This is a genomic window from Nocardioides caricicola (genome assembly GCF_039541135.1).
Lineage (GTDB): Bacteria > Actinomycetota > Actinomycetes > Propionibacteriales > Nocardioidaceae > Nocardioides > Nocardioides caricicola.
Genome location: NZ_BAABFQ010000007.1, coordinates 440,424 through 453,424, shown reverse-complemented (window position 1 = coordinate 453,424; position 13,001 = coordinate 440,424). Strand labels below are relative to the sequence as shown.

The following is a 13,001-nucleotide window of genomic DNA, read 5'->3' as shown; positions in this document are numbered from 1 at the left end:
CAAATGGGTGACGACAGTCACAAGGTGAGCGGAGGTGGAGATGAGCGGCAACCTCGGCCTCGTCCTCCGCCGGCTCCGCGACCAGGGCCCCCGCTCGCGGGCCCGGCTCGCCGCCGAGCTCGGCCTCACCCGCTCGGCCGTCTCCGCCCTCGTCGGTGAGCTCGAGGAGCGCGGTCTGGTCCGCGCCGCCGGCGTCGAGCGCGGCCACGTCGGCCGCCCCGGCACCAGCGTGGAGCTCGACGGCCACGCCGTGTGCGGCATCGGCGCCGAGATCAACGTCAACCACGTCTCCACGATCGCGCTCGACCTCGGCGGCAACGTGATCGCCGAGCACCGCGCCGGGCTGGACGCCAACAAGCTGGCCGTCGAGGAGGTCCTCGACCGGCTCGTCGCCCTGATCGCCCGCACCGAGGCCGACGTGCGCTCCGCCGGCGCCGAGACCGTCGGGGTCGCCGTGGGCGTCGCCGGACTGCTCGACCGCACCCGCGACATGCTCACCGTCGGCCCCAACCTCGGCTGGCGCGACGTCCCGGTCGGCGCGGAGCTCCGCGGCCGCCTCGGCGCGGCGTACCCCGTCCTCGTCGACAACGAGGGCAACCTCGCCGCGATGGCCGAGGCCCTGCCCGGCGACCCCGCGCGCCAGGACGTCCTGGTGATCTTCGGCGAGGTCGGCGTGGGTGGCGGGATCGTCGCCGACGGCCGACTGCTGCGCGGCCGGCAGGGGTACGCCGGGGAGTTCGGCCACATGATCGTGCAGCCGGGCGGGCGCCGCTGCGGCTGCGGTCGCGTCGGCTGCTGGGAGACCGTCGTCGGTCTCCGCGCCCTGCTCGACGCCGCCGCCGACCCCGACGACCCGGTGCGCGACCCCGCGCTCGGCCTCGACGACCGGCTCGCCGAGATCAACCGGCGCGCCGACCTCGGCGACACCCGCACGCTCGCCGCGCTCGACCAGGTCGGCGGCTGGGTCGGCATCGGCGCGGGCATCCTCGCCAACGCCATCAACCCCGGCGCCGTCGTGCTCAGCGGCTACTTCGCCGAGGTCGGTGAGCGGATGCGTCCGGCGATCGAGGAGCAGCTGACCGCGGGCGTGCTCGCGCCGCAGGCCGGCGGCACCCGCGTCGAGCTCTCGACCCTCGGCTTCACGGCGGCGGTGCGCGGCGGCGCGGCGCTGGCGCTCGAGGCCGTCTTCGACGACCCCACCCTCGTCGGGCGGCGCACCGAGGCCGTCTCGGAAGGAGTCCGATGACCCAGTCGACCCAGGCGCCGCTGCTGCAGATGCGCGGCATCGTCAAGGAGTTCCCGGGTGTCCGGGCGCTCGACGGCGTGGACCTCGACGTCCGCGCCGGCGAGGTGCACTGCCTCCTCGGGCAGAACGGCGCCGGCAAGTCCACCCTGATCAAGGTGCTCTCGGGCTTCCACCAGCCCGACGAGGGGACGATCACCTGGAACGGCGAGCCGACCTCGTTCTCCACGCCCGCGAAGGCGATCGAGCACGGGGTCGCGACGATCTACCAGGAGCTCGACCTGGTCCCGCACCTCGACGTGACCGAGAACGTCTTCCTCGGCCACGAGGTGTCCCGGGCCGGCTTCACCCAGCGCAGCCAGGCCCGCCAGCAGGTCCGCGACCTGCTCGCCCGGCTCGGCCACTCCGAGATCTCGCCGACGCGGATCGTCGGTGACCTCCCGCCGGCCGCGCAGCAGGTCGTGAGCATGGCCCGGGCGCTCTCGCACGACACCAAGCTGCTCATCCTCGACGAGCCGTCCGCGGTCCTCGACGGCGAGGAGGTCAAGAACCTCTTCCGCGTGATCCGCGACCTCACCGAGGAGGGCGTCGCGGTCGTCTACATCTCCCACCGGCTCGAGGAGATCCGCGAGATCGGCGACCGGATCACCGTCCTCAAGGACGGCCGCACCGTCGCCACCGGCCTCGCCGTCGCCGACACCCCGACGCCCGAGCTGATCAAGCTGATGACCGGCCGCGCGATCGAGTACGTCTTCCCGCCCCGCCCGGAGGAGGACCGCGCCCGCGGTGACGTCGTCCTCGACGTGCAGGACCTCACCCTCGCCGGGGTCTTCCGCGGCGTGAACCTCACCGTCCACGCCGGCGAGATCGTCGGTCTGGCCGGGCTCGTCGGCGCCGGCCGCTCCGAGATCCTCGAGACCCTGTACGGCGCCCGCCGCGCCTCGGCCGGGACGGTCACCGTCGACGGCAAGCGGATGCGCCGTGGCTCGGTGACCGCGACCGTGCAGGCCGGGGTCGGTCTGGCCCCGGAGGAGCGCAAGAGCCAGGGGCTGTTCCTCGACGAGGCGGTGTTCCGCAACATCACGATGTCGACGATGGGCCGCTTCGCGCGGCTCGGGTTCCTCAACCGCCGCGAGGAGCGCCGCCGTGCCGAGGAGCTGACCACCAGCCTCGACGTACGCCCCGCCGGCGTCGGCCGCGCGGTGCGCACCCTGTCCGGCGGCAACCAGCAGAAGGTCGTGCTCGCCCGCTGGCTGCTGCGTGAGTGCCGGGTGCTGCTGCTCGACGAGCCCACGCGGGGCGTCGACGTCGGCGCCCGCTCGGAGCTCTACCAGCTGGTCCGATCGCTGGCCGACAGCGGCGTCGCCGTCGTGGTCGTGTCCAGCGAGATCGAGGAGGTGCTCGGTCTCGCCGACCGGGTCCTCGTCGTCCGTGAGGGCGTGGTCGTCCACGAGTCCTCCGCCACCGAACTCGACGAGGCCACGGTCCTCGACCTCGTCATGGAAGGAAAGGTCTCGGCATGAGCCAGGACAGTGTCAGAGTCGAGCAGGCCGCCCTCGAGACCGAGCGGGAGCCGAACCCGGTCCTCGCGGTGCTGCGCACGAGCGTCGGCCGCAACGCGGGTCTCGTCGTCGCGCTGCTGCTGATCTGCATCGTCGGCGCGATCACCGCGGGCGGTCGCTTCACCGACCTGGACAACGCCCAGACGATCCTGCGGCTGGCCGCGGTCACGGGCGTGGTCAGCATCGGCATGACGTTCGTGATCATCGGTGGCGGCATCGACCTGTCGGTCGGCGCGATCGTCGCGCTCTCGTCGGTCTGGTGCACCACCTTGTCGACCCGGATGATGGCCGAGGACACCCACTGGCTCGTCATGGTCGGCGTCGCGCTGCTGGTCGGCTCGGCCTGCGGCCTGGTCAACGGCCTGCTGATCGCCTACGGGAACATCGTGCCGTTCATCATGACGCTGGCGATGCTCGCCAGCGCGCGCGGCCTCGCCGAGATCATCAGCGACAAGAAGACCCAGACCCTCGGAGGCGGGGGCGTCGACGTCGGCGGGTTCAACGACTTCTTCAACCGCGACCTGCTCGGGGTCGACGTGCAGATCTGGCTCTTCGTCGTGGTCTCCGTGATCGGCTGGATCATGCTCAACCGCATGACGTTCGGGCGTCGTACGGTCGCGGTCGGCGGCAACCCCGAGGCGGCACGCCTCGCCGGCATCAACGTCAAGCGCCAGACCGTCTACCTGTACGTCCTGATCGGCTTCTGCTGCGGGATCGCCGCGCTGATGCTCGTGGCGAAGACGACGACCGGCAGCTCGACGCACGGCAACCTGCTCGAGCTCGACGCGATCGCGGCGGTCGTCATCGGCGGCACGCTGCTCACCGGCGGCCGCGGCACCATCGTCGGCACCGTCCTGGGCGTCCTGATCTTCTCGACGATCACCAACATCTTCATCCTCAACAACCGCTCCTTCTCGGAGCAGTCGCTCTTCAAGGGCGCCATCATCGTCGCCGCCGTGCTCCTGCAGCAGAGGTTGGCGTCTCGGAACAGCAGCACCTAGCACCACCACCACACCACACCTCCGCACCACACCTCCGCACCACACCAAGGAGCAGCACCATGTCCCTGCGGTCCACCACCATCACCTCGAGGAAGCGGCTCGCGACCGTGCTGGTCGCCGGCATCGCGACCCTCTCCCTCGCCGCCTGCACCAGCAACGACTCCGGCGGCGACGACGAAGCGGACACCAGCGGCGGTACGTCGAACGCCGCGTCGGGTTCGAACGACGAGCCCGGCGACAAGGTCGTCATCGGGTTCTCCGCACCGGCTGCCGACCACGGCTGGATGGGCTCGATCACCGCGTCCGCGCAGACGGTCGCCGACCAGTACGACGACGTCGAGCTCCGCGTCGCCGAGGGCACCAACGACGTGAGCGTTCAGATCAGCCAGGTCGAGACCTTCATCAACGAGGGTGTCGACGCGATCGTGCTGCTGCCGTTCGACGGCGCGGCGATGACGCCGATCGCGCTCGAGGCGATGGCCAAGGGCATCCCGGTGATCAACGTCGACCGCGAGTTCGACGACCCGAACGCCGCCCGCGTCACCGTCCTCGGCGACAACTACGGCATGGGCGTCTCGGCCGGTGCCTGGGTCTGCGAGCAGGCCGGTGACAACTCCGACGCCATCGTCGCCGAGATCGCCGGCATCGACTCGCTGCCGCTCACGCAGGACCGGAGCCAGGGCTTCAAGGACGCGCTCTCCGAGTGTGGCCTCGACGTCGACAACCGCGTCGCCGCCGACTTCACCGTCGAGGGTGGCGAGGAGGCCGCGGCGAACCTGCTCCAGGCCGCGCCGAAGATCGACTTCCTCTGGAACCACGACGACGACCAGGGTGTCGGCGTCCTCGCGGCGATCGACAACGCCGGTCGCGACGAGTTCCAGATGATCGGCGGCGCCGGCTCGGCGAACGCGATGCGCGCGATCCAGGAGGGCGACAGCGTCCTCAAGGCGACCGTCATCTACCCGTCGACCCAGGCCGCTGACGGCATCAAGCTCGCCCGCCTGCTCGTCCAGGGCAAGTCGATGTCCGACCTGGTCGAGGTCGAGGTCCCGCGCACCGTCCAGCTGTACGCCCCGGTCGTGACCGCGGACAACGTCGACCAGTACATCGACACCGCGTTCGAGTCCTGACCGACGGCACACCTGTGGCGTGCCCGTCCCATCCGTCCGGGACGGGCACGCCCACGAATCGGGGAGCACAGCGATGACCGACTCACTCCGCGTGGCCATGATCGGGCACGCGTTCATGGGCAACGCCCACTCGCACGCCTGGCGCACCGCGCCGCACTTCTTCGACCTTCCGCTGCGCCCCGAGATGGCCGTCGTCGTCGGCCGCGACGCCGACCGCGCCGCCGAGGCGGCGTCCCGGCTCGGCTGGGCGGAGAGCGCCGACGACTGGCACTCCGTCGTCACCCGTGACGACATCGACCTCGTCGACATCTGCACCCCGGGCGACACCCACGCCGAGATCGCCATCGCCGCGCTCGCCGCGGGCAAGCACGTTCTCTGCGAGAAGCCGCTGGCCAACACGGTCGCCGAGGCCGAGCAGATGACCAGCGCCGCGGCCGACGCGCGCTCGCGCGGCGTCCACGCCATGGTCGGCTTCACCTACCGCCGGGTGCCGGCGATCGGGCTGGCCCGCCAGCTGGTCGCCGACGGCCGGATCGGCGACATCCGCCACGTCCGGGCGCAGTACCTCCAGGACTGGATCGCCGACCCGGAGGCCCCGCTGTCGTGGCGGCTCGACAAGTCCAAGGCCGGCTCGGGGGCCTTGGGTGACATCGGCGCGCACGTCATCGACCTCACCCAGCACATCACCGGTGATCGGATCGTCGAGGTCTCCGGACGCCTGGAGACCTTCGTCAAGGAGCGGCCGTACGCCGCCGCCTCCACGGCCGGCACGCTCGGCGGCGGCGGTACGTCGACCGAGCGCGGGCCTGTCACCGTCGACGACGCCGCGTCGTTCCTCGCGACCTTCGCGAGCGGCGCGATGGGCGTCTTCGAGGCCACCCGCTTCGCGACCGGCCGCAAGAACGCGATCCGGATCGAGATCAACGGCTCGAAGGGCAGCCTGGCGTTCGACTTCGAGGACATGAACGTCCTCGAGTTCTTCGACGCCGCGAATCCGGCCGAGGAGGCCGGCTTCCGCCGGATCATCGTCACCGAGCCCGGGCACCCGTACGTCGGCGCCTGGTGGCCGGCCGGCCACGGGCTCGGCTACGAGCACGGCTTCACCCACCAGGTCGTCGACCTGGTCACCGCGATCGGGGCCGGCACCGACCCCTCCCCGACGTTCGCCGACGGCCTCCAGGTCCAGCGTGTGCTGGCCGCCGTCGAGACGAGCTCCGACACCCGTACCTGGCAGGAGATCTCTTCGTGACCGACCGCTTCGCACCCCGCCCGGAGGACAAGTTCAGCTTCGGTCTCTGGACCGTCGGCTGGCAGGGCACCGACGTGTTCGGTCCCGCGTCGCGCGACCTGCTCGACCCGGTCGAGGCGACGTACAAGCTCGCCGAGCTCGGTGCCGCAGCCGTCACGTTCCACGACGACGACCTGCTGCCCGACGACGCGACCCGCGACGCCACGCTCGACCGGTTCAAGAAGGCGCTCGCCGACACCGGATTGGCCGTGGAGATGGTCACCACCAACACCTTCTCCGACCCGGTGTTCAAGGAGGGCGCGATCACGGCCAACAACCGTGAGGTGCGCCGCTACGCGCTGGCGAAGGTGCTGCGCAACATCGACCTGGCCGCCGAGCTGGGCGCGAAGACGTTCGTGATGTGGGGCGGCCGTGAGGGCGCCGAGCACGGCGCGAGCAAGAACGTGCCGGCCGCGATGGACCGGTTCCGCGACGCCCTGAACATCGCGTGCGGCTATGTGAAGGAGCGCGGTTACGACATGCGCTTCGCGCTCGAGCCCAAGCCCAACGAGCCGCGTGGCGACATCCTGCTGCCGACGATCGGCCACGCGATCGCGCTGATCTCCGAGCTCGAGCACCCCGAGATGGTCGGCCTCAACCCGGAGGTCGGGCACGAGGAGATGGCCGGGCTCAACTTCGCCCACGGCATCAGCCAGGCGCTGTGGCACGACAAGCTGTTCCACATCGACCTCAACGGCCAGCACGGCCCGCGCTTCGACCAGGACCTGCGCTTCGGCGCCGGCAACCTGCGCGGCGCGTTCTGGACCGTCGACGCCATGCTCGGCGCCGGCACGTCCAAGCGGTACGACGGCTACGTGCACTTCGACTACAAGCCGCCGCGCGCCGAGGCCATGGACGGCGTCTGGGAGTCGGCGCGTGCGTGCATGCGCAACTACCTGATCCTGCGCGAGAAGGTGCAGGCGTTCCGGGCCGACCCCGAGGTGCAGTCCGCGCTCGAGGCGGCCGGCGTACCCGAGCTCGAGCAGCCCACCGTGGCGCCGGGGGAGTCGCTCGACGACGTCCGCAACGCCACCTACGACCTCGACGCGCTGCGCGCGCGCAGCGTCGCCATGGAGGCCCTCGACCAGCTCGCGATGGAACACCTCCTGGGTGTCCGCTGACCCTCGCTGAAAGGAACTGACATGCCACGACCGATCACGCTGTTCACCGGCCAGTGGGCCGACCTCCCGTTCGAGGAGGTCGCGAAGCTCGCGTCGGGCTGGGGGTACGACGGGCTCGAGATCGCCTGCTGGGGTGACCACCTCGACCCGTGGCAGGCCGACGACGACGCCTACGTGCAGGGCAAGCTCGACCTGCTGGAGAAGTACGGGCTGAAGGTCTTCGCGATCTCCAACCACCTCAAGGGCCAGGCGGTCTGCGACGACCCGATCGACGGGCGCCACGAGGCGATCCTGTCGGCCAAGGTCTGGGGCGACGGCGACCCCGAGGGCGTCCGGCAGCGGGCGGCCGAGGAGATGAAGATGACGGCCCGACTGGCGCAGCGGCTGGGGGTCAAGACCGTCATCGGCTTCACCGGGTCGTCGATCTGGAAGTACGTCGCGATGTTCCCGCCGGCCACCGAGGAGATGGTGGCCGCCGGTTACCGCGACTTCGCCGACCGGTGGAACCCGATCCTCGACGTGTTCGACGAGTGCGGCGTGCGGTTCGCGCACGAGGTGCACCCGTCCGAGATCGCCTACGACTACTGGACGACGGTCGCGACCATGGAGGCGATCGGGCACCGCGAGGCGTTCGGCCTCAACTGGGACCCGTCGCACTTCGTCTGGCAGGACCTCGACCCGGTCGGCTTCCTCTGGGACTTCAAGGACCGGATCTACCACGTCGACTGCAAGGACGCGAAGAAGCAGGTCGGCAACGGCCGCAACGGCCGGATGGGCTCGCACCTGCCGTGGGCAGACCCGCGGCGCGGCTGGGACTTCGTGTCCACCGGGCACGGCGACGTCCCGTGGGAGCAGTGCTTCCGGATGCTCAACACGATCGGGTACGACGGCCCGATCTCGGTCGAGTGGGAGGACGCCGGCATGGACCGGCTCGTCGGGGCACCCGAGGCGCTGGAGTTCGTGCGCCGGCTCGCGTTCGACGCCCCCGAGGCCGCGTTCGACGCGGCGTTCTCGACGAAGGAGTAGCCCCAGGTTCTTCTGCACCAACACATGTCCATCTCGGGAAAGGAACCACCTCATGTGTTTCGGCTTCGACGGCGACCGCGCGCTGCGCGACTCGCTCGCACGCAAGGGCGCCAACCGCCGTACCCTCCTCGCCGGAGCGGCGGCCGGTGCCGCGGCCATCGGGATCGCGGCGCCGGCCGCCGCGACCCGGGGCCAAGGCGGCGGCCACCACCACGGCAAGCGGTCGGTGCCGCACCACGAGATCAGCATCCAGCTCTACACGCTGCGCTCGGTGATGCAGGACCGCGCCGGCTTCGACCTCGTCCTCCGGCGGCTGGCGCAGTACGGCTACGAGAAGGTCGAGCTGGCCGGGTACGGCGACCGCACCGCGGCCGAGCTCCGGGAGTTCCTCGACGACGTCGGCATCCGCGCGTCGTCCAGCCACGAGGGGATCAGCGCCTCGACCGCGGCGATGCACACGAAGTTCCAGAACGCCGTGACGCTCGGCCAGAAGTACGTCGTCGTGCCGTACCTCCGTGATCCGAACACCCCGGAGCAGTGGAAGGCGTGGGCGGACCAGATGAACGCCGAGGCGGCGGTCGCGCGCAAGTACGGGCTGCGCTACGGCTACCACAACCACGCCCACGAGTTCGTCCCGTTCGCCGGGTCCACGACGTCGCCGTGGGACATCCTCACCGACCGTCTCGACAAGCGACTGGTGCACCTCGAGGTCGACCTGTTCTGGGCCTACACCGGCGGCGTCGAGACCGGCGAGGCCGACCCGTTGCGGTTCGCGATCGACGTGATCCGCGAGGCGCCGCAGCAGGTGCGGCAGTACCACGTGAAGGACCGCGACGAGACCGGCCCGGAGGGCAACAAGTTCGCCGACCTGGGCACCGGCGTCATCGACTTCGCGAAGATCTTCCGCGCCCACGGCGTCGAGGAGTACATCGTCGAGAACGACCAGCCCGACGTCACCCCGCTCACCACCGCGGCCGTCGGCCACCTCTACCTCGACCACCTGAGGTACTGACGGCCGCGGTGGTGGTCTCCCGCCGCTTGTAACGCGGGGTTAGACCCTCTGGTGACCCCGAAATTTCGGGGTGCCTAGTGGTCCTAACCCCGCGTTACAAGCCGCCTGTGCACCGGCCGTCCGGGCTGGGGGAGGTCGCGGCTAGGGTTCTCCAGTGCCTGATACGCCGTCCGTGACCGAGCTGCTGAGCACCGCGGTCGCGGCGCTCGGCGGGCAGGAGCGGGCCGGGCAGGTGCAGATGGCCGAGGCCGTCGCCGAGGCGATGGAGGGCGGCCGGCACCTGCTCGTCCAGGCCGGCACCGGCACCGGCAAGTCGCTGGCCTACCTCGTCCCCAGCCTGCTCCACCGGGACCGGGTCGTGGTCGCCACCGCGACCCTCGCGCTGCAGCACCAGCTGGTCGAGCGGGACCTGCCCCGGCTGGTCGAGGCGGTGAAGGACAGCGGCGTCGACACGTCGTACGCCGTCCTCAAGGGCCGCTCCAACTACGCCTGCCTGCACCGCATCCGCGAGGGCGTGCCCGACGACCAGGGCACGCTCGAGGTCGAGCTCCCGACGGGGTCGCTGGGCAAGAAGGTGCTCGAGCTGCGCGAGTGGGCCGAGGAGCAGTCCGAGGACGGCGGCACCGGCGAGCGCGACAACGCGCCGCGGCACACCGACAAGGAGTGGCGCCAGGTCAGCGTCAACCACCGCGAGTGCCTCGGCGCCGCCAAGTGCCCGTTCGGCCAGGAGTGCTTCGCCGAGCGCGCCAAGGAGAAGGCGCAGAAGTCGCACCTCATCGTCACCAACCACTCGCTGCTCGCGATCGACGCGATCGAGGGCGTGCCGATGATCCCCGAGTACGACGTCGTGGTGATCGACGAGGCGCACGAGCTCACGACCCGGGTCACCCAGGCGGCCACCGACGAGCTGTGGGCGGCCGAGGTGGAGCGGGCCGCCCGGCGCAGCCAGCGGCACGTCGACGGTGACCAGGCCAACGACCTCGCCGATGCGGCCGACGCGCTGCGCGCGGCGATCAACGACGCGCGCCCCGGCCGCTTCGACCGAATCCCCGAGGACCTCGCCGACGCGCTGGTGCTGGTCCGCGACGCGGCCCGCGCGTGCGTGTCGGCGTACCCCAAGGCGGACCAGTCGGGCAAGGACGACGACGGCGACGCCGGTCTCCAGCAGGCCAAGGGCGCGGTGCAGGAGGTGTTCGCGACCGCCGAGCGGATGGCCGCCGACCTCGACTCCGACGTGCTCTGGATGTCGGAGGGCACCGAGCGGATGCCGCCGCGCCTGTGCGTCGCGCCGCTGCAGGTGTGGGGCCCGATGCGCGACAAGCTGCTCAGCGACAAGACCGTGGTCTTCACCTCGGCGACCCTGATGCTCGGCGGTGACTTCAACTCGATCGCCACGAGCGTCGGGCTGAAGCCGTCCGAGCGCGAGGCCGAGCACACCCCCGACACGATGCCGTGGCGCGGGATCGACGTCGGCAGCCCGTTCGACTACGGCCGGCAGGCGATCCTGTACGTCGCCCGGCACCTGCCGCAGCCGGGTCGCGACGGGATGGCGCCGGCGATGCTCGACGAGATCGTCGACCTGGTCGATGCCGCGAACGGCCGCACCCTCGGGCTGTTCTCGAGCCGCCGCGCAGCCGAGGCCGCGGCCGAGGTGGTCCGTGAGCGGCTGCCGCACCTCACGACCCTCGCGCAGGGCGACGCGCAGCTGCCCGAGCTCGCCGCGCAGTTCGTCGGCGACCCGCACACCTGCCTGTTCGGCACGCTGAGCCTGTGGCAGGGCCTCGACGTCCCCGGCGACACCTGCCAACTGGTGCTCATCGACCGGATCCCGTTCCCGCGCCCCGACGACCCGCTGCTGAGCGCCCGGCAGAAGGCCGCCGACCAGGCCGGCGGCAACGGCTTCATGCAGGTCGCCGCGACGCACGCCGCGCTGCTGCTCGCCCAGGGCGCCGGCCGGCTGATCCGCACGACCACCGACCGCGGCGTGGTCGCGGTGCTCGACCCGCGGCTCGCGACGGCGCGCTACGGCGGCTTCCTGAAGTCGAGCCTGCCGCCGATGTGGACGACGACGGACCCGGCGGTCGCCCGGCAGGCCCTGGCCCGCCTGGCCGCTACCTGACGGCGGTCGCGCGCAGGCGGAACGGCAGGTCGTCGTCCTGCGGGGTGCCCTGGCACGACCAGCTCGACCCGCGCCAGCAGCGCCCGTAGCCGATGCCTGCGTTGGCCAGCGTCACGTCGACGTGGGTGACGCCCGGCCCGAAGTCGACGGCGGTGGCTGCGTCGCCGTACCGGTCCAGGCCGATCGTGACCACGGTCGGGCGTCCGGCGGCGCGGTACACCGTCGCCACCGCACCCGGACCGCGGTTGAGCCTCGGCAGGTCGAGCTGGAGGTCGAGCGTGCGCGCGCGCATCCCGGCGGAGCGGTTTAAACGGAGCGTGCGCGCGGCCAGGTGGTCGATGGTCCGGCGGATCGAGCCCGAGTCGCGCCGGCTGCCGTTGAGGGCGAACGTCGCGTCGAGCCGGGCGACCGGGTAGCGGTTCGCCGTGCCCTCGTCGTACGTCGCGCCCGGCCTGCGGTTCGCGGCCGCGAAGCGGGCCCAGGTCCGGCGCAGACCGGGTCCCTGAGCGGCGAGCACGCGCGCGACGGCCTGGATCGAGTAGTCGTCCGGTGCGCTCGCCGTCGAGCCGTCGGCGCGCTCCCAGATCCGGCGCACGATCACCGGCAGCCCGCCGGCCCGCTCCGGGAACCGCTCGGAGAGGTAGCGGAAGAAGATCCAGTCGCCGTACTGGCGCATCCCGCCGAAGTGGTCCATCGACTGCCGCGGCTGGGCCAGCGGGCTCTCGCCGAGGTACTGCACGTTGTCGTCGACGTCGTCGTACAGCTCGTCCTCGGCCCACGTGGCGGTGGCCTCCATGAACCAGCCGTCCTCGTAGTAGTCGTAGCCGAACTGCACCGCGTGGAAGAGCTCGTGTGCCGCGGTCACCTGGAGGTTCTCCAGCGGTGTGTGGGTCGGGAACTCCGCGTAGTTGTTGTCGAACGCGCAGTACGCCGGCGCGCCGTACGGGCCGGCGCTCGGCGGCGGGTCGTCGCTGTCGCAGTAGCCGTAGAGGCCCTGGTTGCCGAGGTCCTCGAGGTAGATGTCGAGCAGCCCGCTGCCGCCGCCCCGGGTGCCGTCCGACATCGGCGGCCGGTAGCCCGCGTCCGCGTAGACGCCGAGCACCCGGTCGGCGATCTGGCCGACCTTGTCGACGTAGGCCGAGGTGGCGTCGCCGGTGAACCAGTGCACGCGCACGGTGTCGAAGTCGCGGGTGCGGTCGCCGCCGGGGCGGCGGAGCAGCCGGTCCGCCGTGAGCCGGTCGGTGCCGACGAGCTCGTCGCGCTGGGTGCGCAGGTCGCGCAGCGCGAGCGTCATGTCGCGGTCGCTCTTGCCGCCCAGGACCGCCTGCACCTCGTCGAGCGCCTGCACGGCCGCGCGGCTGCTGGTCGGCCCGGGGTCGGTCGTGGTCCCGGACTGGGCCTGCGCGGGAACGCCGGCGAGCGTGGCGGCGAGGGCCGCGGAGGCGGCGAGCGCGAGGGCAGGGCGGAGATGCACGCGCCAACTCAACCAAAGGATGCTG

The 13,001-nt window shown here is 71.6% G+C and carries 10 protein-coding genes; 9 read left to right on the top strand and 1 reads right to left on the bottom strand.

Annotated features, from left to right (window positions below):
• Positions 1-40 precede the first annotated feature (40 nt).
• The 9 genes from ABD875_RS16195 to ABD875_RS16155 all read left to right on the top strand — a co-directional run bounded on the left by ABD875_RS16195 (position 41) and on the right by ABD875_RS16155 (position 11,502).
• Positions 41-1,246: an ROK family protein gene (locus tag ABD875_RS16195; protein ID WP_345179869.1), complete on the top strand. Its 1,206-nt coding sequence runs from the start codon at positions 41-43 to the stop codon at positions 1,244-1,246.
• Positions 1,243-2,766 carry a sugar ABC transporter ATP-binding protein gene (locus ABD875_RS16190; protein ID WP_345179865.1) on the top strand — a complete coding sequence of 508 codons (1,524 nt, stop codon included), beginning with the start codon at positions 1,243-1,245 and terminating at the stop codon, positions 2,764-2,766. The genes ABD875_RS16195 and ABD875_RS16190 overlap by 4 nt, the downstream gene beginning before the upstream one ends.
• Positions 2,763-3,806, top strand: coding sequence for an ABC transporter permease (locus ABD875_RS16185; RefSeq protein ID WP_345179861.1), 1,044 nt, complete (start codon positions 2,763-2,765; stop codon positions 3,804-3,806). The genes ABD875_RS16190 and ABD875_RS16185 overlap by 4 nt, the downstream gene beginning before the upstream one ends.
• 59 nt (positions 3,807-3,865) lie before the next feature.
• Positions 3,866-4,936, top strand: coding sequence for a substrate-binding domain-containing protein (locus ABD875_RS16180; RefSeq protein WP_345179857.1), 1,071 nt, complete (start codon positions 3,866-3,868; stop codon positions 4,934-4,936).
• Positions 4,937-5,009: 73 nt separating this feature from the next.
• Positions 5,010-6,185: a Gfo/Idh/MocA family protein gene (locus tag ABD875_RS16175; RefSeq protein ID WP_345179853.1), complete on the top strand. Its 1,176-nt coding sequence runs from the start codon at positions 5,010-5,012 to the stop codon at positions 6,183-6,185.
• Positions 6,182-7,345, top strand: coding sequence for a xylose isomerase (gene xylA / locus ABD875_RS16170; protein WP_345179850.1), 1,164 nt, complete (start codon positions 6,182-6,184; stop codon positions 7,343-7,345). Before ABD875_RS16175 ends, xylA begins: the two co-directional genes overlap by 4 nt.
• Positions 7,346-7,366: 21 nt before the next feature.
• Positions 7,367-8,371, top strand: a complete 1,005-nt coding sequence (locus ABD875_RS16165) for a sugar phosphate isomerase/epimerase family protein (RefSeq protein WP_345179847.1) — start codon at positions 7,367-7,369, stop codon at positions 8,369-8,371.
• Between the two features lie 52 nt (positions 8,372-8,423).
• Positions 8,424-9,383 carry a sugar phosphate isomerase/epimerase family protein gene (locus tag ABD875_RS16160; protein WP_345179843.1) on the top strand — a complete coding sequence of 320 codons (960 nt, stop codon included), beginning with the start codon at positions 8,424-8,426 and terminating at the stop codon, positions 9,381-9,383.
• A 238-nt stretch (positions 9,384-9,621) separates the two neighbouring features.
• On the top strand, positions 9,622-11,502 hold the full coding sequence (locus tag ABD875_RS16155) for an ATP-dependent DNA helicase (RefSeq protein WP_345180528.1): 1,881 nt from the start codon (positions 9,622-9,624) through the stop codon (positions 11,500-11,502).
• Here the strand turns inward: ABD875_RS16155 and ABD875_RS16150 are convergent.
• Positions 11,495-12,976 carry an MXAN_6640 family putative metalloprotease gene (locus ABD875_RS16150; RefSeq protein ID WP_345179840.1) on the bottom strand — a complete coding sequence of 494 codons (1,482 nt, stop codon included), beginning with the start codon at positions 12,974-12,976 and terminating at the stop codon, positions 11,495-11,497. The genes ABD875_RS16155 and ABD875_RS16150 overlap by 8 nt on opposite strands.
• Between the last annotated feature and the right edge of the window lie 25 nt (positions 12,977-13,001).